The 23753-nt window shown below is 60.9% G+C and carries 19 protein-coding genes; 12 read left to right on the top strand and 7 right to left on the bottom strand.

From position 1 onward, the window contains the following. Window positions 1-36: 36 nt before the first annotated feature. The 5 genes from clpP to ABFB52_RS19185 all read left to right on the top strand — a co-directional run bounded on the left by clpP (window position 37) and on the right by ABFB52_RS19185 (window position 7152). Window positions 37-672, top strand: a complete 636-nt coding sequence (gene clpP, locus ABFB52_RS19205) for an ATP-dependent Clp endopeptidase proteolytic subunit ClpP (RefSeq protein WP_007951559.1) — start codon at window positions 37-39, stop codon at window positions 670-672. 112 nt (window positions 673-784) lie between these two features. Then, window positions 785-2068 (top strand): ATP-dependent Clp protease ATP-binding subunit ClpX, encoded by a 1284-nt coding sequence (gene clpX, locus ABFB52_RS19200; protein WP_007951558.1) that lies wholly within the window; start codon window positions 785-787, stop codon window positions 2066-2068. A 163-nt stretch (window positions 2069-2231) separates the two neighbouring features. Further along, complete coding sequence (gene lon, locus ABFB52_RS19195; protein ID WP_007951557.1) at window positions 2232-4628, top strand: endopeptidase La; 2397 nt, start codon at window positions 2232-2234, stop codon at window positions 4626-4628. A 148-nt stretch (window positions 4629-4776) separates the two neighbouring features. Next, window positions 4777-5049 (top strand): HU family DNA-binding protein, encoded by a 273-nt coding sequence (locus ABFB52_RS19190; RefSeq protein WP_002552737.1) that lies wholly within the window; start codon window positions 4777-4779, stop codon window positions 5047-5049. Window positions 5050-5280: 231 nt separating this feature from the next. Beyond that, entirely contained in the window at window positions 5281-7152 is a 1872-nt protein-coding gene (locus tag ABFB52_RS19185) for a SurA N-terminal domain-containing protein (protein WP_129973751.1), read from the top strand. Window positions 7153-7212: 60 nt separating this feature from the next. Here the strand turns inward: ABFB52_RS19185 and ABFB52_RS19180 are convergent, their stop codons facing one another. Continuing rightward, window positions 7213-8418 (bottom strand): MFS transporter, encoded by a 1206-nt coding sequence (locus ABFB52_RS19180; protein ID WP_129973752.1) that lies wholly within the window; start codon window positions 8416-8418, stop codon window positions 7213-7215. Window positions 8419-8540: 122 nt separating this feature from the next. Here ABFB52_RS19180 and ABFB52_RS19175 point away from each other — a divergent pair, with 122 nt between their 5' ends. Both ABFB52_RS19175 and ABFB52_RS19170 read left to right on the top strand, forming a co-directional pair. Continuing rightward, the gene (locus ABFB52_RS19175) at window positions 8541-9440 is read left to right on the top strand and encodes a LysR family transcriptional regulator (RefSeq protein WP_085745917.1); all 900 of its coding nucleotides are present in this window, start codon (window positions 8541-8543) and stop codon (window positions 9438-9440) included. A 92-nt stretch (window positions 9441-9532) separates the two neighbouring features. Then, window positions 9533-10390 (top strand): DUF2242 domain-containing protein, encoded by an 858-nt coding sequence (locus ABFB52_RS19170; RefSeq protein ID WP_129973753.1) that lies wholly within the window; start codon window positions 9533-9535, stop codon window positions 10388-10390. Between the two features lie 320 nt (window positions 10391-10710). Here the strand turns inward: ABFB52_RS19170 and ABFB52_RS19165 are convergent, their stop codons facing one another. Together ABFB52_RS19165 and ABFB52_RS19160 are read right to left on the bottom strand one after the other, a co-directional pair. After that, window positions 10711-11751 carry an AraC family transcriptional regulator gene (locus tag ABFB52_RS19165; protein WP_102687139.1) on the bottom strand — a complete coding sequence of 347 codons (1041 nt, stop codon included), beginning with the start codon at window positions 11749-11751 and terminating at the stop codon, window positions 10711-10713. A gap of 3 nt (window positions 11752-11754) precedes the next feature. Further along, window positions 11755-12879, bottom strand: coding sequence for a nitrilase-related carbon-nitrogen hydrolase (locus ABFB52_RS19160; protein ID WP_102687140.1), 1125 nt, complete (start codon window positions 12877-12879; stop codon window positions 11755-11757). A gap of 204 nt (window positions 12880-13083) precedes the next feature. On the opposite strand from ABFB52_RS19160, the gene ABFB52_RS19155 reads away from it, so the two are divergent. Together ABFB52_RS19155 and ABFB52_RS19150 are read left to right on the top strand one after the other, a co-directional pair. Further along, window positions 13084-15123 (top strand): NADPH-dependent 2,4-dienoyl-CoA reductase, encoded by a 2040-nt coding sequence (locus ABFB52_RS19155; RefSeq protein WP_085745920.1) that lies wholly within the window; start codon window positions 13084-13086, stop codon window positions 15121-15123. 41 nt (window positions 15124-15164) lie between these two features. Next, entirely contained in the window at window positions 15165-16073 is a 909-nt protein-coding gene (locus ABFB52_RS19150; protein ID WP_129973754.1) for a 1-aminocyclopropane-1-carboxylate deaminase, read from the top strand. Here ABFB52_RS19150 and ABFB52_RS19145 read toward each other — a convergent pair. From ABFB52_RS19145 to ABFB52_RS19135, 3 genes are all read right to left on the bottom strand, one after another. Further along, window positions 16070-16624, bottom strand: coding sequence for a cytochrome b (locus ABFB52_RS19145; RefSeq protein ID WP_102687142.1), 555 nt, complete (start codon window positions 16622-16624; stop codon window positions 16070-16072). The two genes, ABFB52_RS19150 and ABFB52_RS19145, sit on opposite strands and share 4 nt — an antisense overlap. A gap of 196 nt (window positions 16625-16820) precedes the next feature. Further along, window positions 16821-17648, bottom strand: a complete 828-nt coding sequence (gene phnX / locus ABFB52_RS19140; protein ID WP_085745923.1) for a phosphonoacetaldehyde hydrolase — start codon at window positions 17646-17648, stop codon at window positions 16821-16823. Between the two features lie 71 nt (window positions 17649-17719). Next, window positions 17720-18829: a 2-aminoethylphosphonate--pyruvate transaminase gene (locus ABFB52_RS19135; protein ID WP_129973755.1), complete on the bottom strand. Its 1110-nt coding sequence runs from the start codon at window positions 18827-18829 to the stop codon at window positions 17720-17722. A 113-nt stretch (window positions 18830-18942) separates the two neighbouring features. Between ABFB52_RS19135 and ABFB52_RS19130 the strand changes: the two genes are divergently transcribed. Next, window positions 18943-19803, top strand: coding sequence for a LysR substrate-binding domain-containing protein (locus tag ABFB52_RS19130; RefSeq protein ID WP_102717039.1), 861 nt, complete (start codon window positions 18943-18945; stop codon window positions 19801-19803). Here the strand turns inward: ABFB52_RS19130 and ABFB52_RS19125 are convergent. Further along, window positions 19773-20672, bottom strand: a complete 900-nt coding sequence (locus ABFB52_RS19125) for a LysR family transcriptional regulator (protein WP_007951543.1) — start codon at window positions 20670-20672, stop codon at window positions 19773-19775. The two genes, ABFB52_RS19130 and ABFB52_RS19125, sit on opposite strands and share 31 nt — an antisense overlap. Window positions 20673-20961: 289 nt before the next feature. Here ABFB52_RS19125 and ABFB52_RS19120 point away from each other — a divergent pair, with 289 nt between their 5' ends. Then, window positions 20962-22287: an MFS transporter gene (locus ABFB52_RS19120; protein ID WP_007951542.1), complete on the top strand. Its 1326-nt coding sequence runs from the start codon at window positions 20962-20964 to the stop codon at window positions 22285-22287. Window positions 22288-22360: 73 nt separating this feature from the next. Then, window positions 22361-23752: an FAD-dependent oxidoreductase gene (locus tag ABFB52_RS19115; RefSeq protein WP_129972676.1), complete on the top strand. Its 1392-nt coding sequence runs from the start codon at window positions 22361-22363 to the stop codon at window positions 23750-23752. Window position 23753: the final 1 nt, after the last annotated feature.

Below are 23753 nucleotides of genomic sequence, written 5' to 3'. Positions count from 1 at the left end.
ATTCAAGACATGACTATTTGGGAGTGACTGCAGAGCATGTTCCGTAATTCCTATATTCAGCAGAACTCTGATATCCAGGCCGCCGGCGGCCTGGTCCCGATGGTTGTCGAGCAATCTGCTCGTGGCGAGCGCGCCTATGACATCTACTCGCGTCTTCTCAAGGAACGAGTGATCTTTCTGGTGGGTCCTGTAGAGGACTACATGGCCAACCTGATTTGCGCGCAATTGCTGTTCCTTGAAGCGGAAAACCCGGACAAGGACATCCATCTTTACATCAACTCCCCGGGCGGTTCGGTGACAGCGGGCATGTCGATCTACGACACCATGCAGTTCATCAAGCCAAACGTATCGACTACCTGTATCGGTCAGGCGTGCAGCATGGGCGCATTCCTGCTGACGGCCGGTGCACCTGGCAAGCGTTTCTGCCTGCCGAACTCGCGCGTGATGATTCACCAGCCACTGGGCGGTTTCCAGGGCCAGGCATCGGACATCGAAATCCATGCCAAGGAAATCCTCTTCATCCGCGAGCGTCTGAACACGCTGATGGCCAAGCACAGCGGCCGTACGCTTGAAGAAATCGAGCGCGACACCAACCGCGACAACTTCATGAGTGCAGAAGCTGCGAAGGAATATGGTCTGATCGACGAAGTGATCAACCAGCGCCCAGCTTAAAATAAGCAGCTCAAAATAGGCTTGGTCGGCGCGTCTGATCAGCGGCGGGCTTGAAAAAGCCCGCAATAGCCTTCATCTTGTGTTGCAAGCCTATCGGATTTGGATCGAACGAATGACTGACACCCGCAACGGCGAGGACAACGGCAAGCTGCTCTATTGCTCCTTCTGTGGCAAAAGCCAGCATGAAGTGCGCAAATTGATTGCCGGCCCCTCGGTCTTTATCTGCGACGAGTGCGTCGACCTGTGCAATGACATCATCCGCGAGGAGGTGCAGGAAGCACAGGCCGAAAGCAGCGCGCATAAATTGCCTTCGCCTAAAGAAATCAGCGGCATCCTTGATCAGTATGTAATTGGTCAGGAACGTGCCAAAAAGGTTCTGGCAGTAGCGGTGTACAACCACTACAAGCGTCTGAACCAGCGTGACAAAAAGGCTGACGACGTCGAACTCGGCAAGAGCAACATCCTGCTGATCGGCCCGACAGGCTCCGGTAAAACCCTGCTGGCCGAAACCCTGGCCCGCTTGCTGAACGTTCCGTTCACCATCGCCGACGCAACCACCCTCACCGAGGCGGGTTATGTGGGTGAAGACGTCGAGAACATCATTCAGAAGCTGCTGCAGAAGTGTGATTACGACGTAGAGAAAGCCCAGATGGGCATTGTCTACATCGACGAAATCGACAAGATTTCCCGCAAGTCCGACAACCCGTCGATTACCCGGGACGTTTCCGGGGAAGGCGTGCAGCAGGCCTTGCTCAAACTGATCGAAGGCACGGTCGCTTCGGTTCCGCCGCAAGGTGGCCGCAAGCATCCGCAGCAGGAATTCCTTCAGGTTGATACCCGTAACATCCTGTTCATCTGCGGTGGCGCATTCTCCGGTCTGGAGAAGGTCATTCAGAACCGTTCCACCAAGGGTGGCATCGGTTTCAACGCAGAAGTGCGCAGCAAGGAAGAAGGCAAGAAAGTCGGTGAGTCCCTGCGTGAAGTCGAGCCTGACGACCTGGTCAAGTTCGGTCTGATCCCGGAATTTGTCGGTCGTCTGCCGGTCCTCGCGACGCTGGACGAGCTGGATGAGGCTGCGCTGATGCAGATTCTCACCGAGCCGAAAAATGCCCTGACCAAACAGTATGCCAAGCTGTTCGAGATGGAAGGCGTGGATCTGGAATTCCGTTCCGACGCGCTGAAATCGGTCGCCAAGCGTGCCCTGGAGCGTAAAACCGGTGCCCGTGGCCTGCGTTCGATTCTCGAAGGTGTGCTGCTCGACACGATGTATGAAATCCCCTCGCAGTCCGAGGTGAGCAAAGTCGTGATCGATGAAAGCGTGATCGAAGGCAAGTCCAAGCCACTGTATATCTACGAAAACAGTGAGCCGGCTGCCAAGGCTGCACCGGACGCGTAAGCGCCCGGTCTGCCGGAACAAAGAAGGGGCCTTCGGGCCTCTTTTTTTTTATGTCGTTTTTTACATCCGCTTTGCGCTTGTTTTTTTTCAAGGCAGCCCCCATCTTGGTTTCAAGCTTAATTCCATCTGATTACGGCCATATGGCCGCCGTAGAGGCGAAATCATGAAGACCACCATCGAATTGCCTCTCCTGCCATTGCGTGATGTCGTTGTGTATCCGCACATGGTTATCCCGCTGTTCGTGGGGCGCGAGAAATCCATCGAAGCCCTCGAGGCCGCGATGACGGGCGACAAGCAGATCCTGCTGCTGGCCCAGAGAAACCCGGCTGACGACGATCCCGGTGAAGAAGCTCTCTATCGCGTAGGTACCATCGCTACTGTTCTGCAGCTGCTCAAGCTGCCTGACGGCACCGTCAAGGTTCTGGTCGAGGGCGAGCAGCGTGGCGCTGTCGAGCGCTTCAGCGAAGTCGATGGCCACTGCCGTGCCGAAGTCTCGCTGATCGACGAAGTCGACGCCGCCGAGCGCGAATCCGAAGTGTTCGTGCGCAGCCTGCTGTCGCAGTTCGAACAATATGTGCAGCTGGGCAAGAAAGTCCCGGCTGAAGTCCTGTCGTCGCTCAACAGCATCGACGAGCCTGGCCGCCTGGTAGACACCATGGCCGCGCACATGGCGCTGAAGATCGAGCAGAAGCAGGAAATCCTCGAAATCATCGATTTGTCGGCCCGGGTCGAGCACGTTCTGGCCTTGCTGGACGCCGAGATCGACCTGCTGCAAGTCGAAAAACGCATTCGTGGCCGCGTCAAAAAGCAAATGGAGCGCAGTCAGCGCGAGTACTACCTGAACGAGCAGATGAAGGCCATTCAGAAGGAGCTCGGCGACAGCGACGAAGGCCACAACGAAATCGAAGACCTGAAAAAGCGTATCGACGCTGCCGGTCTGCCGAAAGATGCCCTGGCCAAGGCCACTGCCGAGTTGAACAAGCTCAAGCAGATGTCGCCGATGTCTGCCGAAGCCACCGTGGTGCGCTCGTACATCGACTGGCTGGTTCAGGTGCCGTGGAAGGCTCAGAGCAAGGTGCGTCTGGACCTGGCCCGTGCCGAAGACATTCTCGACGCCGATCACTACGGCCTCGAAGAGGTCAAGGAACGCATCCTTGAATACCTCGCCGTGCAGAAGCGCGTGAAGAAAATCCGTGGCCCGGTGTTGTGCCTGGTCGGTCCTCCGGGCGTGGGTAAAACCTCGCTGGCCGAGTCGATCGCCCATGCCACCAACCGCAAATTCGTGCGCATGGCCCTCGGTGGCGTGCGTGATGAAGCGGAAATCCGTGGTCACCGTCGGACTTACATCGGTTCGATGCCAGGAAGATTGATTCAAAAGATGACAAAAGTGGGTGTGCGCAACCCGCTGTTCCTGCTCGATGAAATCGACAAAATGGGCAGCGACATGCGTGGCGACCCGGCGTCGGCGTTGCTGGAAGTGCTCGATCCTGAGCAGAACCACAACTTCAACGACCACTATCTGGAAGTCGATTACGACCTTTCGGATGTGATGTTCCTGTGCACCTCGAACTCGATGAACATTCCGCCGGCGCTGCTGGACCGGATGGAAGTGATCCGTCTGCCGGGTTACACCGAAGACGAGAAGATCAACATTGCGGTCAAGTACCTGTCGCCGAAGCAGATTGCAGCCAACGGCCTGAAGAAGGGCGAGCTGGAATTCGACGAAGAAGCGATCCGCGACATCATCCGTTACTACACCCGCGAAGCCGGTGTGCGTGGCCTCGAGCGGCAGATTGCCAAGGTCTGCCGCAAGGCGGTCAAAGAGCACGCGCTGGAAAAACGCTTCTCGGTAAAAGTGACAGCTGATCTGCTGGAGCATTTCCTCGGCGTTCGCAAGTTCCGATACGGTCTGGCCGAGCAACAGGATCAGATCGGTCAAGTGACCGGCCTGGCCTGGACTCAGGTGGGCGGCGAACTGCTGACCATCGAAGCCGCCGTAGTGCCGGGTAAAGGTCAACTGATCAAGACCGGTTCGCTGGGTGACGTAATGGTCGAATCGATCACTGCGGCCCTGACCGTGGTACGCAGCCGTGCCAAGAGCCTGGGCATTCCGCTGGACTTCCACGAGAAGCGTGACACGCACATCCACATGCCGGAAGGCGCTACGCCGAAAGACGGCCCGAGCGCCGGTGTAGGCATGTGTACTGCGCTGGTGTCGGCTTTGACGGGTATTCCTGTGCGCGCCGATGTTGCCATGACCGGCGAGATCACCCTGCGTGGTCAAGTCCTTGCCATTGGCGGTCTGAAGGAAAAACTGCTGGCCGCTCACCGTGGCGGAATCAAGACAGTGATTATTCCGGAAGAGAACGTGCGCGATCTGAAGGAGATTCCTGACAATATCAAGCAGGATCTGCAGATCAAACCGGTTAAATGGATTGACGAGGTCCTGCAAATTGCGCTGCAATACGCGCCGGAGCCCTTGCCGGATGTGGCTCCGGAGATAGTTGCCAAGGACGAAAAACGTGAGTCTGACTCTAAGGAAAGAATTAGCACGCATTAATACGCTTTTGCCTGGGGGGCTTCCTTGACAGCTTTTTAGAGCCCTTGTTATAAAGCGGCTCTTAAGTGTCTGTAGGCCATTCAGCACTCGTTTTTGCTTTCACCAAAAAACTTAGAATCATACTCAAATAGATATAAGGGGACTTAGAGTGAACAAGTCGGAACTGATTGATGCTATCGCTGCATCCGCTGATATCCCGAAAGCTGCTGCTGGCCGTGCGCTGGACGCTGTAATCGAATCCGTCACTGGCGCTCTCAAGGCTGGCGACTCCGTTGTTCTGGTTGGTTTCGGTACTTTCTCCGTGACTGATCGTCCAGCTCGCATTGGTCGTAACCCACAGACCGGCAAGACTCTGGAAATCGCGGCAGCCAAAAAGCCAGGTTTCAAAGCCGGTAAAGCCCTGAAAGAAGCCGTCAACTAAGTTTGATTCAGGTTTTTACCCATCCGGGTCGGGGTCATGCCTGACTTGGCAGCGGAGCGGTAGAGCAGGCGGTTGGAATAGCTGCCTGTCACACCGGGATCGAGGGTTCGAGCCCTGTCCGCTCCGCCAGTTACGAGAAGGCGCATCCTCGGATGCGCCTTTCTTCTATCCGGATTCTACCCACGCTCCACGGTTGCCTAATTTTGAAGTTCAACCGTTTCTGGGGGACGCATGCTGCAGAATATCAGGGACAATTCACAAGGCTGGATTGCCAAGACCATTATCGGAGTCATCGTTGCACTGATGGCTCTGACCGGTTTCGACGCCATTTTCCAGGCCACGACTCACAAGAATGAGGCGGCCAAGGTCAACGGTGAAGAAATCAGCCAGAACGAGCTGAGCCAGGCGGTGGATATGCAACGCCGTCAGCTGATGCAACAACTGGGCAAGGACTTCGACGCTTCCTTGCTGGACGAAAAAATGCTGCGCGAATCGGCCCTCAAGGGTCTGATCGATCGCAAGCTGCTGCTGCAAGGCGCAGAACAATCGAAATTCGCTTTCTCCGAAGCGGCCCTGGATCAAGTGATCCTGCAGACGCCTGAATTTCAGGTCGACGGCAAGTTCAGCTCCGACCGTTTCGATCAGGTGATCCGTCAACTGGGCTACAGCCGCATGCAGTTCCGCCAGATGCTGGCTCAGGAAATGCTGATCGGCCAACTGCGCGCCGGTGTGGCAGGCAGCGGTTTCGTGACCGATGCTCAGGTGCTGGCCTTCGCCCGTCTGGAAAAACAGACCCGCGATTTCGCCACGCTGAACATCAAGGCTGACCCTTCGGCCGTGAAGCTGACCGATGACGAGGTCAAGGCTTACTACGACGAGCACGCCAAGGAATTCATGACCCCGGATCAAGTGGTCATCGATTACCTGGAGCTGAAGAAGGCTTCGTTCTTCGATCAGGTCGCCGTCAAGGACGAAGACCTGCAGGCGGCGTATCAGAAAGAGATCGCCAACCTGTCGGAACAGCGTCGTGCTGCGCACATTCTGATCGAAGTCAACGACAAGACCACCGAAGCTCAGGCCAAGGCGAAGATCGAAGAAGTCCAGGCGCGTCTGGCCAAGGGCGAGAAATTCGAAGCGCTGGCCAAGGAGTTCTCGCAGGATCCGGGTTCGGCCAACAACGGCGGTGACCTGGGTTATGCCGGTCCTGGCGTTTACGATCCGGCCTTCGAGAAAGCCCTGTACTCGCTGAACAAGGATCAGGTGTCCGAGCCGGTTCGCACCGACTTCGGTTTCCACCTGATCAAGCTGCTGGGTGTCGAGGCGCCTGAAGTGCCGACGCTGGCCAGCCTGAAAGACAAGCTGACCCGCGAGCTGAAAACCCAGCAAGTCGAGCAGCGTTTCGTCGAGGCGACCAAGCAACTGGAAGACTCTTCGTTCGAAGCATCCGACCTGGCCCAGCCAGCGCAGGACCTGAAACTGACCGTGCACACCTCCAAGCCGTTTGGCCGTGAAGGTGGCGAAGGCGTTGCAGCCAACCGTGCCGTTGTGACTGCTGCGTTCAGCACCGAAGTGCTGGAAGAGGGTGCCAACAGCACCGCCATCGAGCTGGATCCGGAAACCGTGATCGTGCTGCGCGCCAAGGAGCACCTGAAGCCTGCTCAATTGCCGCTGGAAAGCGTGGCCACCGCCATTCGCGCCCAGTTGACCAAAGAGCACGCCAGCGCGGCTGCCAAGACCAAGGCGGAGCAACTGATCGCCAGTCTGCGTGATGGCAAGAACCCGCTGGACAAGGCGGTGGACGGTCAGAGCTGGAAAGTTACCGAAGCAGCAAACCGCGCTCAGGAAGGCGTTGATCCGGCGGTGCTGCAAGCGTTGTTCCGCATGCCGAAACCGGCCGCGAAGGACAAGCCGACCTTCACCAGCGTTACGCTGGCGGACGGCAGCCTGACCATCGTGCGCCTGAACGGTGTGAACGAAGCGGCGGCTCCGACCGATGAAGAGAAAGCGCAATACCGTCGCTTCCTCGCATCGCGCGTGGGCCAGCAAGACTTCGCGGCGTACCGCAAACAGCTGGAAGCCGAAGCCGACATCAAGCGTTTCTGATGCCTGGCTGAGCCGCAAGACCCGAGCCCCGGATGCAAATCCGGGGCTTTTTTATGCACGCTATCCGGCGTTCGGGAAATCATGGCTCCGGGCATTGGTGGTCGCATACAGAGTCAGCAGCAACAGACCCGCGACAATCCACGGGTAACTCCCGACGCCCAGGTTGTTCAGCAGCAGACCGCCCGCAAGCCCGCCGCCGGCAATGCCGACATTCCATAGAGTCACCAGCATCGATTGCGCGGTATCGGCAGCCTCCTTGGCAGTTTTCGCCAGGGCTGTCTGCAACAGCGAGGGCATCGCGCCGAACGCCAGACCCCAGACGGCGGTGGCGGTGTAGACCACGCCCGGCGATTCGCGCCACAGGCCCAGTGCGATCGCTGACAGCAGGAACAGCATTGCACTGACCAGCGCCAACTGACGCAGCCAGCGATCAATCAGACTGCCGACGATCCACAGGCTCAGTACTGACGCCAGGCCGAATACCAGCAACACTCGGTCGATTTCTCCGCCAAGTCCCGATGGCTCCAGAAATGGCGCGATGTAGGTGTACAGCAGGTTGTGCGCGACGACGTAGGACAAGGTTACAAACAACACGGATCGCACGCCCGGCAGGGTAAACACCTGGCGCAGTGGCAGGCGTTTGCCGGCGCGTTCACCGGCGAAGTCCGGTACTTGCCAACGCACCCAGATCACCAGCAGCACGGTCAGCCCGGTCATGATCGCGAAGCTCAGGCGCCAGCCGACCGCCGTGCCCAGCAGCGTCCCGGCCGGAATGCCCAGCGACAGCGCAAGGGGTGCCCCGAGCATGGCCACCGTAATGGCCCGGCCTTGCAAGTGGGGTGCGACCATCCGGCTTGCGTAGCCGGCCAGCAACGCCCACAGCAGCCCCGCGAATACGCCCGCGATCAAGCGTGCAATCAGGGTCAGCCAGTACAGCTCCGACAGCGCAGTGATGCTGTTGGCAATGGCGAACCCACCAATGGCCGACAGCAGCAGCGGGCGTCGACGCCAACCCCGGGTGGCAATGGTGAGTGGAATGGCCGCCAGCATCGAACCAATGGCGTACAGCGTGACCAGTTGCCCGATCAGGGCCTGAGAGACATCAAGCCCCGCGCTCATCTGTGGCAACAGGCCGGCGGGCATCGCCTCGGTCAGCACGGTGATAAATCCGGCGGTGGCCAGTGCGAGCAATGCACCCAGCGGTAATCGTTCTGCGGGCTCGACGGTGCCGGCGAGCGTGGGGGAAGTGAGTGGCGCATCGTTCATGGGCGGGTTTCCATTTTGCCAAAGGAGACGAAGGCCATAGGGTAGGGCGCTGCACATTCGGGAAAAACAGGTTAGGGTTCCGAACATCTCGGACAAGAATGTCGTGAATCAGGGAGGGATAAATGGACAGCCTGGGCAGTATTTCGGTGTTCGTGCAGGTGGCGGAAACCCGCAGTTTTACCGAGGCCGGTCGCTTGCAGGGCGTGTCTTCGTCGGCGGTCGGCAAAAGCATCGCCCGCCTGGAGGCACGGCTCAATGTGCGGTTGTTTCACCGCACCACTCGCAGCATCACGCTGACCAGCGAAGGCGCGCTGTTTCTTGAACGTTGCCGCAAGATCCTCGCGGAGGTCGAAGCGGCTGAATTTGAAATGTGCGATGCCGCAGCGGCGCCTCACGGCAAGTTGCGGGTCAGCCTGCCGCAGGTGCATGACCTGGTGATGCCGGTCATGAACGAGTTCATGGCGCTGTATCCGCAGATCGAGCTGGATCTGGACCTGACCGATCGCATGGTGGATGTGGTGGACGAAGGTTTCGATGCGGTGATCCGAACGGGTAAACCGCGAGACTCGCGACTGATGGCACGACCGTTGGGCGAGTTTCATATGGTGTTGGTGGCCAGTCCCGCGTATCTGCGCGAGTGCGGCGAACCTCAGACCCCGGCCGAACTGACGCAGCACGCCTGCCTGCGCCATACGTTTCACGCCACGGGCAAACTGGAGTCCTGGCCGCTCAAACGCGAGGAGGGCGCGCCCGAGCCGACCCTGCCGACACGTCTGGTCAGTACCTCGATCGAAGCCGTGCGGCATGCGGCGCTGGCGGGCATGGGCATCGCCTGTCTGCCGGACTTCATGATCCATGAATCTCAGCAACAGGGTCGCCTGCAGCGCGTACTGGAGGAGCATCTGCAGCACGTCGGGCAGTTCTGGGTTTTGTGGCCGTCGAGCCGGCACGCAACTGCCAAATTGCGGGTGTTCATCGATCATTTATCGGCGCGACTTTTTCCTGTCGCTCATGACCGGTAGAGTTGTAACTGTTTTAAGACACTAATCCATACGCCGCGGGGCAGCGATCTGTTGCACAATACGCCCCGGACCGTTTTCCCTCAGGATGTTTAATGTTGAATTCTATTCCCGTGCGTTTCATCGGGTTGGCGTTGTTGCTGACCGCCGCTGCCGGCTGCTCCAAGGACAAGCCCATCTACGAGCATGAGAATTTCGACGACTCCGGCACCTTTTCGCGCAATTACCCGGTGACCGACACCGCCAGTTGCGAAGCGGCCCGCCGAGCGTTGCTCAGCCAGGGCTACATCATTACCAGCAATGACCCGAAACTGGTCAGCGGGCACAAGAGCTTCCAGCAGACCGGCGAAACCCACCTGGAGATCAGCTTCAACGTGGTGTGCGCCGATGATGGCAGCGCCGGCCATCACGCCACCGTGTTCGCCAACGCCCTGCAGGACCGCTACGCACTGAAGAAGACCAACAACTCGGCCAGCCTCGGTGTCGGAGTGTTGGGTTCGGTGTCGATGCCGATCGGCTCGTCTGACGATTCGATGGTCAAGGTCGCCAGCGAAACCGTGTCGTCGCAGAAGTTCTACGAGCGTTTCTTCACGCTGGTCGAGCTGTTCCTGCCGGCCGATGCGAAGAAAACCGCGCACATCACCGAGAAACCGAAGACCGACCTGGGTGTGCCGGAAGCCAAGGCGACGCCGGCTCCGCTGGCTCCAGCCCCTGCGGCTGAACCGACCCCGGCCCCAGCGCCGGCCGCTGAGCCCGCTGCGGCACCAGCGCCTGCAGAAGCGGCCCCTGCCAGCTCCGAACCTGTAGCACCGCCGGCCGAAGCTGCACCGATCACCCCGGCGCCAGTTGCCGAGCCTGCGCCTGCGACGGAAACCATCACGCCGCCGGCCAACCCGACGGACATGCCGCCGCCCTCCGAGCCGATTCCGGCCATGCCTGCCTCCGGTCAGTAAGCTTTACGCCACGCCTCCGACCTCTGTCGGACGCGTGGCGTTTTGTTATCTCCCTTGAGCTTCTTCCTGCCAGCCCTGTCGAAAAATTTCCCGCGATAAATTCCTGACCGCCTGCTACGTTTATTTCATGAAGGACGCGTTTCATTTTTCCTTCACACGGGCACTTTATGCTCGAGGCACTGGTCATTTGTTCCAGGCCATTTCAAGCAAGCAGTAGGGGGATTACGCAATGGATGACTATCAAGAAGAACTGCTCGAATTCCAGGCCTTTGAGCTGGATTCACCAGAGCCTGCGGAAGACGCCACCGAGCTGTGAGGCGTCAGCCTGTCTTGCGGTGACTGCGGCGAAATTCGCCCGGTGTCTGGCCGTTCCAGCGCTTGAAGGCGCGCTGGAAAGCTTCGGCCGAGGCAAAGCCCAGCAGGTAGGCAATTTCACCGAATGCCAGTTCGGTGTCGCGGATGTAGGTCATCGCCAGATCACGGCGGGTGTCATTGAGGATCGCGCGAAACTGCGTGCCTTCCTCGGCCAGCTTTCGCCGTAACGTCCAGGTCGGCAGCTTCAGGCGTGCCGCCACTTCTTCCAGGTCCGGTTCCCGGCCGCCATTGAGCAATGGCCCGAGCAATTGCGTGATGCGTTCACGCAGGCTGCGGGTGCGGGTCAATTGCTCCAGTTCCCGTTCGCACAGACCGAGCAAATGTTTCCAGGTGCTGGGGCAATGCTCCGGGTTGCGTTGGGCCAGGCTGGTGAGGCTCAGACGCAATTGATTGTGTTCGGCGCCGAACTGTATCGGGCAATCGCCCAGCACCGCATAAGCGTCGCGATAATCCGGGCTATCGAATTCGATCTCGATCCGCTCGGTGCGCAAGGGCTCGGGGCTGACGCTGGACAACTGCTGCAGCCAGCCGGCGATGATCGAATCCACCACAAAGCGGTTGTAGGCGTTGTACGGGCTGATCGAGTAGAAGCGCAGCCACGCACCGCTGGCGTCTTCGTGGAAACTCGACTGGCCGCGATAGTTGGAGCCGTACAAGGGTTCGAAGCGAGTCAGGCAGCGAGCGGCTTCGCGCACGGTTGGCGCCTGCGCGGCGGTCACACCGGCCAGCCCGGCCTGACTCAGGCGACTGAGCCGGCCCATGCGCAAACCCAGTGCCGGATCGCCGGTAAGCTGAATCGCGCCATGCCCCAGGCGCATGTAGCGCGGGATCGACAGGCGCGCCCCGGCTTCGGCCAGTCGTGCGGCATCCAGGCCGTACTGCTCGAGCAATGGCAGCGGATCGACGTCATGGCTGCGCACGGCATCGGCCAGGCTGTGGACGAAGCCCACCGACAGATCCCCGAGACGCATGGGCTGCGGTTTCATGGGTTACAACCAGAGGTTCAGCAGGCGCGCGCCACGGGCTTCGCTGTCAGCGAATTGCTGGCCGTTGCTGCTGAGGAAACTTTGCCCGGAACTCGGTTTGTCCCAGAACTGCCCGCGCAGAAACACACTCATGCCGGCCAGCGCCTTGCTGGCCGACGGTTGCGCGGTCAGGGTCAATTGGTGCCAGGCCTGGCCCTCGCTGACGGCTCCCGGTTTCAGGCTGACCGAGTCCGGCACGCTCAAGCCTTTGTAACCCTTCCACGGTTGATCCCACACGCCATGACCTGTGATCAGCGCCGGGACCGCAATCAGTTGCGCGCCTTGCTCATCCAGTTTGCGGTAGTTGTCCGGATACCAGCTGTCTCTGCCGATGAGCACGCCGAGGCGCCCGGCCGGGGTATCGACCACATTGATCCGGGAAGCCTCGCCGGAGCTGTCGTCCTGATCGAAGATCGGGCGCATCTGCCGTTGTGGCTGGCCGAGCGGGGCACCGTCGCGGCCAAACACTACGGTGCTGTTGTACAGCTCACCACTGCCGGTCTTGAGCCGGCCATCGATGATGTTCGGTTCAGGCAATACGATCGAGCCGGCCACCAGGGTGATGTGGAATTCCTTGGCCAGGCCACCGAACAGCGCCTGATAGTTCTTGGCCATGTCCCGGGATTTCATCCGCAGGTGCGCGTCATCCAGACGGCTGCTGCCCTTGGCGGCGAGCCAGGCGCGAGCAAATTGCACCGGATTGCTCGCGGCCAGCCAGTTCATCGCTTCGGCGAGGGTGGCGGCCTGGTACAGCTCGTCTTTCTCGCCGCTGATCATCAGCCAGGTGCCGACATGCTCGGGCAGGATGACCACGGTTTTATCATTCAACAGCCCCTGATCCTGCGCCTGCTGCAAATAGGCGGCGAGCTTGCGGTGCAGGCGTTCGGGGCTTTGGTAGTCGGTGGGGAACAGCTCGGGCTGGATGCCCAGCAGGTTGCCGCGATCGGCGGGCGTGCCCTGATCGACCGCCAGTTTGATCCGCAGGTCCGACAGGTAATGACCGGCCGGGCGGTCAGCCGCCCACATGGCGTAGAAGGTGAGCGCGGCGATGAGCGCCATGGAAAAAGTCAGGTACAGAAGTTTGCGCATGAAATCCAACAACAACCGGGTACAGGGTGTGCGGACAGGGTAGGGCGCCAGCCCCGGCTTGCCAAGGGGCGCTGCGCATTTGGATCAATAACTTGTCAGTTTCGGTCATTGAGTGACAGCGATGCGACTCCTAATCTGTCGAGCATGACTGACGGGGGACGCAGAGCTCCCGCATTTTCCGTGATCGCTGCTGTGGAGTTAACGATGACCGCCACTCAATACCCGCACCTGTTGGCCCCGCTGGACCTGGGATTCACCACGCTGCGCAACCGCACCCTGATGGGCTCGATGCACACCGGCCTTGAAGAGAAGCCGGGTGGTTTCGAACGCATGGCGGCGTATTTTGCCGAGCGTGCCCGTGGCGGTGTCGGCCTGATGGTCACCGGCGGTATCGGCCCGAACGACGAGGGCGGTGTGTACTCCGGCGCAGCCAAGCTGACCACCGAGGAAGAAGCGCTCAAGCACCGCATAGTCACTCGCGCTGTGCATGATGCGGGCGGCAAGATCTGCATGCAGATCCTCCACGCCGGCCGTTATGCCTACAGCCCGAAACAGGTCGCGCCGAGCGCCATCCAGGCGCCGATCAACCCGTTCAAGCCCAAAGAGCTGGACGAGGAAGGCATCGAGAAGCAGATCAGCGATTTCGTCACCTGCTCGGTACTGGCCCAGACCGCCGAGTACGACGGCGTGGAAATCATGGGCTCGGAAGGTTATTTCATTAACCAGTTCCTCGCCGCCCACACCAACCACCGCACCGACCGTTGGGGCGGCAGCTACGAAAACCGCATGCGCCTGCCGGTGGAAATCGTACGCCGCGTACGTGAAGCGGTCGGCCCGAACTTCATCATCATCTTCCGTCTGTCGATGCTCGATCTGGTGGAAGGCGGCAGCACCTGGGAAGAAATCGTCACCCTGGCCAAAGCCATCGAGCAGGCCGGCGCGACCCTCATCAACACCGGTATCGGCTGGCACGAAGCGCGGATCCCGACCATCGCCACCAAAGTGCCGCGTGCGGCGTTCAGCAAGGTCACCGCCAAGCTGCGTGGCTCGGTGAGTATTCCGCTGATCACCACCAACCGTATCAACACCCCGGAAGTCGCCGAGCAGATCCTCGCCGAAGGCGATGCCGACATGGTCTCGATGGCGCGGCCGTTCCTCGCCGATCCGGACTTCGTCAACAAGGCAGCTGAAGGCCGCGCCGACGAAATTAACACCTGCATTGGTTGCAACCAGGCCTGCCTCGATCACACCTTCGGCGGCAAGCTCACCAGTTGCCTGGTCAACCCGCGTGCCTGCCACGAGACCGAACTCAACTACCTGCCGGTCAAGCAGATCAAGAAGATCGCCGTGGTCGGTGCCGGTCCTGCCGGTCTGTCCGCTGCCACCGTGGCCGCCGAGCGCGGGCATCAGGTGACCTTGTTTGATTCGGCCAGCGAAATCGGTGGCCAGTTCAACGTCGCGAAACGTGTGCCGGGCAAGGAAGAGTTCTACGAAACCCTGCGCTACTTCAAACGCAAACTGCAGACCACCAACGTCGAGGTGTGCCTGAACACCCGCGTCGACGTGGCGAAACTGGTCGAGGGCGGTTACGACGAAGTCATCCTGGCGACCGGCATTGCGCCGCGTCTGCCGGCGATTCCGGGTGTCGAGAACGCCAAGGTGCTGAGCTACCTGGATGTGTTGCTTGAGCGCAAACCGGTCGGCAAGCGTGTGGCGGTGATCGGTGCCGGCGGTATCGGTTTTGACGTCTCGGAATTCCTCGTCCATGAAGGCGTGGCCACCAGTCAGGATCGCGCCGCGTTCTGGAAAGAGTGGGGCATCGACACGAATCTGGAAGCCCGTGGTGGCGTGGCCGGGATCAAGGCTGCACCGCACGCACCGGCGCGCGACGTGTTCCTGCTGCAACGCAAGAAATCCAAGGTCGGCGACGGTCTGGGCAAGACCACCGGCTGGATTCACCGCACCGGTCTCAAGAACAAGCAGGTGCAGATGCTCAACAGCGTCGAATACCTGAAGATCGACGACGAAGGCCTGCACATCCGCATCGGCGAAACCGGCGAGCCGCAAGTGCTGCCGGTGGACAACATCGTCATCTGCGCCGGCCAGGATCCGCTGCGCGAGCTGCACGACGGTCTGGTCGAAGCCGGGCAGAACGTGCACCTGATCGGCGGCGCCGATGTGGCGGCCGAACTGGATGCCAAACGTGCGATCAATCAGGGTTCGCGTCTGGCCGCCGAGCTCTGATCCACCCTAGAATGCCGGCTCTTTGCACAGAGCCGGCCTTTATGTTTCTGCCTCCCACCGACTGGCTACCTCAAGCCCCCCTCGAAGCGCTTCATCTGGACTGGCTCACCGCCGCCGGCATTGAAGTCGCGATCCTGCGTCTCGACCGGATCGATCCGCTGATCAGCGGCAACAAGTGGTTCAAACTCGTCGAACATCTCAAAGCCGCCGACCGCGCGGGCGCCGAAGGCATCATCAGCCTGGGCGGTGCGCACTCCAATCATCTGCATGCACTGGCGGCTGCGGGCAAGCGTCTGGGATTCGCAACGGTCGGGCTGTTGCGCGGGCATCCGCAGGACACGCCGACGGTCAGGGATCTGCAGGATTTCGGCATGCAGCTGCACTGGCTCGGTTACGGCGGCTATAGGGCGCGGCACGAGCCGGGGTTCTGGCAGCCGTGGCTTGCGCAGTATCCGACGCTGCATCCGGTGCCTGAAGGGGGCGGCGGGTTGCCGGGCGCGCAGGGCTGCGCGGCACTGAAGGATCAGGTCAGTCAACAACTCGGCAAGCTCGGCTGGGACGACTACCACGGTTGGTGGCTGGCCTGCGGCACGGGCACCACGCTCGCGGGATTGGTGTTGGCCGAGGCCGGACAACATGCGGTGTACGGCGCAATGGCCGTGCCCGACGATCACGGCGTCGCGGCGAATGTCGAGGCGATTGTCGGTGAGGCCGGGCACTACGAGCTGATCGACGCCAGTCGTGGCGGTTTCGCCAAGGTCAATCCGGCGTTGCTTGAATTCATCGCGCAAACCGAACAGGCCAGCGGCATTCCCCTCGAACCGCTGTACACCGGCAAGGCCTTGCTGGCGCTCAAACAACAGATCGAGACGGGCCGCTTTGCCCGGGGTTCACGCTTGATCTTCGTCCACACCGGCGGCTTGCAGGGCCGGCGCGGATTCGACGGTTAACCCTGGCTGCGCTTGGGCATCATCCGCAGCAACGTGTTATCACGCACCACGTAATGGTGATAGATCCCCGCCAGCGCATGCAGGCCGATCAGCCAGTAGCCGATGGTGCTGATCAGCACATGCCAGTGCTCGACGTCTTTGGCGAACACCTTGTCTTCATTCACCAGCAACGGCAGGTCGAAACCGTAGAACATCACCTGATGACCTTCGGCGCTGGTGATCAGCCAGCCGAGAATCGGCATGCTGATCATGAACAGGTACAAGGCCCAATGCATCAAGCGTGCGAGGGTGGTTTGCCACTGTGGCGAGGCCGGGAAGATTTTCGGTGCCGGGCCCAGGCTGCGGGCAAACAGGCGAAACCAGACCAGCACGAACACGGTCAGCCCGAGCATGTAATGCACTTCGCGGATCAGCGTGCGACCGCCACTGCCCTTGGGAAACAGCCCGCGCAATTCCATGCTGGCGTACACCAGCACCAACAGCACCAGCATCAGCCAGTGCAACAGGATCGACACGGTGCTGTAACGGGATTCGGAATTTGTCCACGGCATACGGCGTTCCTCACGGTTCAGGGCTCAAGCGTGCCGTTCTGCGACGGCATGCCTTAACTGTAACCCCCTTTGGCGCGTTTGCCCGAGGCTAAAAAAGCTTTCACTGAGCTGAGTCAGCGATTTGACTGAAAACGCCCATGAAAAAACGCCAGTGTCGGGCAGACACTGGCGTTTTTGTTTGCGGCAGACGGCGCTATCAGCTGCTTTGCGGCATCTCGCCGTTGGCCAGGCGCTTGTTGATGTCGGCAATCACTTCCGGCAGATCGGTGATGGTGTCGATCATGTAGTGCGGGCGCGAACCTTCGAACAGCGCGTGAATGCGCTTGCGCTCACTGGCCAAGGCGTCGCTGCCCAGTGCGCGATAGCCTTCGTAATCCAGGCCCAGCGCGTTGCCGGAGCAGATCAGCGCCACGGTCCACATGCCGGCGCGACGGCCTTCGAGAATGCCCGGCACGGTGTCGTCGATCTTCACGCAGGCGGCGACATCGTCGATGCCCAGCGCAATCACGTTGGCCAGCGCCTGGGCTGGCCATGGGCGGCCGTTCGGCACTTCGTCGGTGGCGACGACGTGGTCGGCGACGTAGCCGTTGGTGGCGGCGAGTGCCACAACCTTGTCCATCACCTGCTTCGGATAACCCGAGCAGGAACCGATCTTGATCCCTTGCTGACGCAGGTTGGCGATGGTCTCCAGCGCGCCGGGGATCAGCGCCGAATGCTCGGCGATTTTCTCGATCTGCAGCGGCATGAAACGGTTGTAGATCGCGGTGACGTCATCGTCGGTCGGGGTGCGGCCGAACGCCTTGCGATAGCGCTCGGCAACCTGCGGCTGATCGCACAGGGTGCGGATGTGATCCCACTTGCCCATGCCCATCGGGCCACGGGCCTCTTCGATGGAAACCTGGACGTCGAACTCGGCGAAGGCTTCGACGAAGATCTGGGTCGGTGCGAAAGAACCGAAGTCGACCACGGTGCCGGCCCAGTCGAGGATGGCGGCTTGCAGCTGGGTTGGGTTGTTGTAGTTCATGGCAAAAATTCCTGTGATAACACGCAATTCGGAGTTCGCTGTCCCTGTGGGAGCGGGCTTTGAGGTGTGGTTTAAATCTCTAATACTTCCATCTCGCGCAGCACTTCACCCACCGCCGCGACGGCTTCGCGCATCTGCGCCGGGGTGACGTGGCCGATGCAGCCGACGCGGAAGGTTTCGACCTGGGTCAGCTTGCCGGGGTAGAGGATGTAACCCTTGGCCTTGACCCGTTCGTAGAAGTCCTTGAACTGGTAGCGCGGATCTTTCGGTGCGTGGAAGGTCGCGATGATCGGCGCCTGAATCGCAGCAGGCAGGAAGCTGCGCAAGCCGAGTTTGCCCATCTCTTCCATCAGTGCCTGGCAGTTGGCGGCGTAACGCGCATGCCGCGCCGGCAGGCCGCCTTCTTCGTTGTATTGCAGCAGGGCTTCATGCAACGCGGCGACCACGTGGGTCGGCGGGGTGAAGCGCCATTGGCCGGTCTTTTTCATGTAGCTGTGCTGGTCGAACAGGTCCATCGCCAGCGAATGCGAATTGCCGGCGGCTGCGGCCAGAGATTCCTTGCGGGCAAACACGAAGCCCATGCCCGGCACGCCTTCCAGGCATTTGCCGGACGCGGCGATCAGCGCATCGAACGGGACTTTCTGCGCATCCACCGGCAAGGCGCCAAAGGAACTCATGGCATCGATGATCAGGTGTTTGCCGTGTTGCTCGACAACCTGGGCGATCTCCGGCAGCGGATTAAGAATGCCGGTGCTGGTTTCGCAATGGATCAGCGCGACGTGGGTAATGTCGCTGTCGGCGCGCAGCAGGCGGTCGACGTCAGCGGCAGTGGTCGGTTCGTCTTCAGCGGTTTCAAAGGTGCTGAACGAGCGGCCAAGCACTTCGCAGATTTTCGCCAGACGCTTGCCATAGGCGCCGTTGATCAGCACCAGCACCTTGCCGTCGCGGGGGACGAGGGTGCCGATCGCGGCTTCGACAGCGAAGGTGCCGCTGCCCTGCAAAGGTACGCAGTGATGGCTGTCGGCGCCGTTGAGGATCGCCAGCAGTTGTTCGCACAGGCTGGCGGTCAGTTGGTTGAAGCGGTCATCCCATGAACCCCAGTCGACCATCATCGCCTGGCGGGTGCGGGCCGAGGTGGTCAACGGGCCGGGAGTGAGCAGGATGGGTGCGGCAGTACTCATTCGTGTGTCCTCGCGATAGCGCTGTGGGATGAAGCTACGGGGCCTACGTTGCAATTCGGCGGATCATCAATCAAATTGTTTGTTGTTATGCCAGCCATCAGTGAGGGTTATTCATGAACCTGTTCCAGCTCCGCGCCTTCGACGCCGTGGCCCGGGAAGGCAGCTTCACCCGTGCCGCCGCACGCTTGTTCATCAGCCAGCCGGCGGTCACCGGGCACATCAAGGCGCTGGAGGAGCATTACCAGATCACGCTGTTGCGACGGACGGCGCGCCGGGTCGAGCTGACAGAAGAGGGCATCAAACTGGCGGCGATCACCCGGGCGATGTTCGGTATGGCCGAAGAGGCGCAGGCGCTGCTTGAGGCTAATCGGCAATTGCTGACCGGACGCCTTGAGGTGGCGGCGGACGGTCCGCACATGGTCATGCCGATGCTTGCCAGCCTGCGGGCGTGTTATCCGGGGATTACGGTGAATCTGCGGTTGGGCAATGCTCAGGAAACGTTGGCGGCGTTGTTGTCCGAGCATGCCGATGTGGCGGTGCTGACCGAGGTCGAGCCACGCAAGGGCCTGCATCTGCAAGCGCTGAGTGAATCGCGGATTTGCGCGCTGGTGCCGGCCGCGCATCCGTGGGCGACGCGTTCCGGCGAGGTCAGGCTCAAGGAGCTGGATCAGGTGATCATGGTGTTGCGCGAGCCGAGTTCGATTACCCGGCGCACGTTTGATCAGGCCTGTGCGCAGGCGTCGGTCAACCCACGGGTGTTGCTGGAACTGGACAGTCGCGAGGCGGTGACGGAAGCGGTGGCGGCTGAGTTGGGGGTTGGGGTGGTGTCATCGGTGGAGGTCAGTCATGACCCCCGTGTCGTCGCAATTCCCATCGCGGGAGAAGGGCTGGTGAACCGGCACATGATTGGCTGCGTGGAGCGGCGGCGAGAGTTGCGGTTGATTCAGGCGTTTTTCGGGTTGGCGCCGGTCTGAACAAGACTTTCGCGAACCATCTCGAGAAATGTCGCCACTACCCGCCGCGAACTCTGCTCGCGCAGGCACACCAGTGTCTCCGTCAATCGGCGGGTGCAATCGGTGATCGGCAGCGCGCAAACCCGTGAGTCCGCACCAAACTCCGCCGCCGACACCACACCCACGCCAATCCCCACCACCACTGCCTCCCGCGCCGCTTCCCGGCCTTCGACCTGAATCGCCGGGCGGATGCGGAAACCGGCGCGGGCCATTTCTTCTTCCAGGGTCTGGCGGGTGACCGAGCCGTGTTCGCGCAGCACCAGCGGCGTGTCGTCCAGATCCTCCAGGCAGATCGATTCACGCTCGGCCCATGGATGATGGCGCGAGACGAACGCCACCATCGGATCGTTGCGCAGCGGCACGCACAGCAGGCGTTCATCGCTGACATCGCGCCCGAGCAACGCCAGATCAGCCTGATAGTTGAACAGTCGAAACAGCGATTCATCGGTGTTACCGGTCTCGATCTTCACGCTGATCCCCGGATAGCGCTCACAAAACCGGGCAATCTGCGGCAGCACATGCACCGGTGCATCCACCGCCAGAATCAGGCTGCCGGTCTGCAAGGCCTGAGATTCCTGCAGCAACTCTTGGGCTTCGGCCTCGACCACGAACAAGCGCTGGGTGATCGCCAGCAAGCGTTCGCCCAGATCCGTCAGGCGCACCGAGCGCTTGTTGCGATGGAACAGCAACACACCGAAGCGTTCTTCCAGCTTGCGCACCTGGTCGGAAATCGCCGGTTGCGTCAGATAAAGCCGCTCGGCGGCCTTGGTGAAGCTTCCGTGCACGGCCACGGCGTGAAAGGCTTTGAGCTGCGCGTGCGAAACCGACATGGCTGATTCCTCGTTTACAGGCGATGTTCAGTAACAAGCTGAGCTTATGTGTGAAATACGATAAATCGATTTTATTTATTAAACAGTAATTGCTTTGATCGGCTCACGCCAACGCTGACTGCCCGGTCGGGCAGCGACGCTGGCCATGAGCCTGTGCGTGCAACACCAGGACTCATCTGACCGGTATCGCCGAAGGGACGGGGTGATATCGCAGTGCTCAACAATAAAAAACACAGGCGTTTACTCATCGATTCTGCCGGCACACTCACACCCTGAGGTCAGAACCACAATGAACAAGCACATCGGCACCATTGCGCGTTGGCGCATGCAGATCTTCGCTGTCACCTGGCTCGCTTACGCCGCGTTCTATTTCACCCGCAAAGCCTTTTCGGTGGCCAAACTGGGCATCGCCGAAGACCCCAGCTTCACCCTCGACAAAATGGCCATGGCCAACCTCGACGCGATTTACCTGGCGGCCTACGCCATCGGCCAGTTCACCTGGGGCATGCTCGCCGACCGCTTCGGCCCACGGGTCGTGGTGCTTGGCGGTTTGCTGATTTCCGCTGCGGCAGCGCTGGTGATGGGCAGCTTCGCCACCTTGCCGATCTTCGCTACCTGCATGCTGATTCAGGGGCTGGCACAGTCCACCGGCTGGTCGGGGCTGTGCAAGAACCTCGGCAGTTTCTTTCCTTCCGAACAACGCGGGCGAGTGCTCGGGTTGTGGAGTTCCTGTTATGCATTCGGCGGTCTGGTGGCCTCGCCGTTCGCCGGTTGGTGGGCCTACACGCTGATTGGTTCGTGGCACGCGGCGTTCATTTCCAGCGCCGCAGTGGTCGCGGTGGTGGCGGTGTTGTTCTTCATCTTCCAGCGCGACAAACCGGAAGACGTCGGCCTGCCCGCCGTAGAGCCAGAGCCGGTCATCAGCGCCGAGGAAGCCGAAGCCAACAGCAAACTCAGCGTGTGGGAACCGCTCAAGGAAATCCTGCGCAACCGTACGGTGCTGGTACTCGGGCTGGCGTATTTCCTGCTGAAACCGGCGCGTTACGCGATTCTGCTGTGGGGCCCGGTGATCGTGTTCGAACAGATGCCCTCGGTCGGCAAGGTCGGCGCGGCGATCATCCCCACGGCGTTTGAACTGGCCGGTCTGCTGGGTCCGATCATGATTGGCCTGGCCTCGGACAAACTGTTCGGTGCCCGACGCATGCCGGCCTGCGTGTTGAGTCTGCTGGCGCTGACCGTGACCCTTGCGCTGTTCATGGGCGCCTTGCACACCGGCAGCGTGATGCTGGTGGTCGCACTGTTGTTCGTCATGGGCCTGACCCTGTACGGCCCGGACTCGATGATCAGCGGCGCGGCTGCGATCGATTTCGGCAAGGCCAAGGCTGGCGCCACGGCGGCGGGATTCGTCAACGGCTGTGGCTCGGTCGGTGCGGTGCTCGGAGGTTTGCTGCCGGGCTACTTCGACTCGGTGACGGTGTTCATCGTGTTCGCCGGTTGTGCGCTGTTCTCGGCGCTGGTGCTGATTCCACACTGGAACAGCCGCCCGGTCGGCGTCATGGAGCCACGTGCCTACGTGCCCAATCGTGCCCTGACCATCAAACCCCTGCGTAACTGAATAAACCCTGCCTCGCGGCCTGCTGCGGCACTCGCGGCAGGCTGTGCCGTGGCCGACTGACTGGAGAACTTTCATGAGACCGTTTTGGCTGGAGCAGGCTTTGCAGCTCGACACCTCCGAACCTTGCCCGCCGTTGCAAGGCGACGTGCGCACCGACGTGTGCATCGTCGGCGGCGGTTACACCGGGTTGTGGACGGCGATCATGCTCAAGCAGCAGAACCCCGAACTCGATGTGGTGCTGATCGAAGCCGACATCTGCGGCGCCGGCGCCAGTGGGCGTAACGGCGGTTGTGCGTTGTCGTGGTCGGCGAAGTATTTCACCCTCGAGCGGCTGTTCGGCGTCGAAGAGGCGGTGCGGCTGGTCAAGGAGTCGGAGCGCAGCATCCACGCCATCGGCGAGTTCTGCGAGCAGTACGGCGTCGATGCCGATTACCGACTCGATGGCACGCTTTACACCGCCACCAACCGCGCGCAATGCGGCTCGACCGATGCGGTGATTGCGGCGCTCGAGCGCAATGGCATCAACTCGTTTACCCAACGGCCGGTCGCCGATGTACAGCGCATGGCCGGTTCGGCAAAACATCTGGAAGGCTGGTTCTCGCCGGCCGCCGCCAGTGTGCAGCCGGGCAAACTGGTGCGCGGCTTGCGCCGGGTGGCGTTGCAACTGGGCGTGCGGATTCATGAAGGCACGGCGATGACCGGGCTGGAAGAGGGCCGTCCGGCTCGTATTCACACGGCGAACGGCTGCGTGACCGCCGACCGCGTGGTGCTGGCGATGAACGCGTGGATGGCCCGTGCTTTTCCGCAGTTCGAGCGTAGCGTGGCGATCGTTTCCAGCGACATGCTGATCACCGAACCGCGTCCGGATCTGCTGCAGGAAATCGGTTTGACCAGCGGTGTCACCGTGCTCGACTCGCGGATTTTCGTGCATTACTACCACAACACCCCGGACGGCCGGATCATGCTCGGCAAGGGTGGCAATACCTTCGCTTACGGCGGGCGGATGCTGCCGGTGTTCGACCAGCCATCGCCCTATACCGGATTGCTCAAGCGCAGTCTTGATGACTTCTTCCCGGCGTTCGCCGATGTGAAAGTCGACGCAACCTGGAACGGCCCTTCGGATCGCTCGGTCACCGGCCTGCCGTTCTTCGGCCGGATGAGTGCCAGCGGCAACGTGTTCTATGGTTTCGGCTATTCCGGCAGTGGCGTCGGGCCGTGCCACATGGGCGGGCAGATTCTCGCCTCGCTGGTGCAGGGCCTCGACAACCCGTGGACGCGCTCGCCGCTGGTCAATGGGCCGCTGGGCTATTTTCCGCCGGAACCGATCCGCTACCTCGGCTCGCTGATGGTGCGCAACGCCATTCGCCGCAAGGAGCGCGCCGAGGATCACGGTCGGCGGCCCCGGCACCTCGATGTGCGTCTGGCGAAATTTGCGGCGGCGGCGGGCAAGGCCGACAAAGGTTGAT

This window comes from Pseudomonas sp. 9.2(2024), from assembly GCF_039695385.1.
Classification (GTDB): domain Bacteria; phylum Pseudomonadota; class Gammaproteobacteria; order Pseudomonadales; family Pseudomonadaceae; genus Aquipseudomonas; species Aquipseudomonas paraglycinae.
The sequence above is the reverse complement of the archived record's forward strand: the minus strand, read 5'-3'. Positions and strand labels throughout refer to the sequence as shown.

Bases quoted from the DNA above. Each gene is read 5' to 3' on its own strand.
- clpX (WP_007951558.1), top strand. From the start codon at position 785: ATGACTGACACCCGCAACGGCGAGGACAACGGCAAGCTGCTCTATTGC.
- ABFB52_RS19135 (WP_129973755.1), bottom strand. From the start codon at position 18,829: ATGAGTACTGCCGCACCCATCCTGCTCACTCCCGGCCCGTTGACCACC.
- ABFB52_RS19165 (WP_102687139.1), bottom strand. From the start codon at position 11,751: ATGAAACCGCAGCCCATGCGTCTCGGGGATCTGTCGGTGGGCTTCGTC.
- ABFB52_RS19120 (WP_007951542.1), top strand. From the start codon at position 20,962: ATGAACAAGCACATCGGCACCATTGCGCGTTGGCGCATGCAGATCTTC.
- ABFB52_RS19170 (WP_129973753.1), top strand. From the start codon at position 9,533: ATGTTGAATTCTATTCCCGTGCGTTTCATCGGGTTGGCGTTGTTGCTG.
- ABFB52_RS19115 (WP_129972676.1), top strand. From the start codon at position 22,361: ATGAGACCGTTTTGGCTGGAGCAGGCTTTGCAGCTCGACACCTCCGAA.
- ABFB52_RS19180 (WP_129973752.1), bottom strand. From the start codon at position 8,418: ATGAACGATGCGCCACTCACTTCCCCCACGCTCGCCGGCACCGTCGAG.
- clpP (WP_007951559.1), top strand. From the start codon at position 37: ATGTTCCGTAATTCCTATATTCAGCAGAACTCTGATATCCAGGCCGCC.
- ABFB52_RS19185 (WP_129973751.1), top strand. From the start codon at position 5,281: ATGCTGCAGAATATCAGGGACAATTCACAAGGCTGGATTGCCAAGACC.
- ABFB52_RS19175 (WP_085745917.1), top strand. From the start codon at position 8,541: ATGGACAGCCTGGGCAGTATTTCGGTGTTCGTGCAGGTGGCGGAAACC.
- ABFB52_RS19145 (WP_102687142.1), bottom strand. From the start codon at position 16,624: ATGCCGTGGACAAATTCCGAATCCCGTTACAGCACCGTGTCGATCCTG.
- ABFB52_RS19125 (WP_007951543.1), bottom strand. From the start codon at position 20,672: ATGTCGGTTTCGCACGCGCAGCTCAAAGCCTTTCACGCCGTGGCCGTG.
- lon (WP_007951557.1), top strand. From the start codon at position 2,232: ATGAAGACCACCATCGAATTGCCTCTCCTGCCATTGCGTGATGTCGTT.
- ABFB52_RS19155 (WP_085745920.1), top strand. From the start codon at position 13,084: ATGACCGCCACTCAATACCCGCACCTGTTGGCCCCGCTGGACCTGGGA.
- ABFB52_RS19150 (WP_129973754.1), top strand. From the start codon at position 15,165: ATGTTTCTGCCTCCCACCGACTGGCTACCTCAAGCCCCCCTCGAAGCG.
- phnX (WP_085745923.1), bottom strand. From the start codon at position 17,648: ATGAACTACAACAACCCAACCCAGCTGCAAGCCGCCATCCTCGACTGG.
- ABFB52_RS19160 (WP_102687140.1), bottom strand. From the start codon at position 12,879: ATGCGCAAACTTCTGTACCTGACTTTTTCCATGGCGCTCATCGCCGCG.
- ABFB52_RS19130 (WP_102717039.1), top strand. From the start codon at position 18,943: ATGAACCTGTTCCAGCTCCGCGCCTTCGACGCCGTGGCCCGGGAAGGC.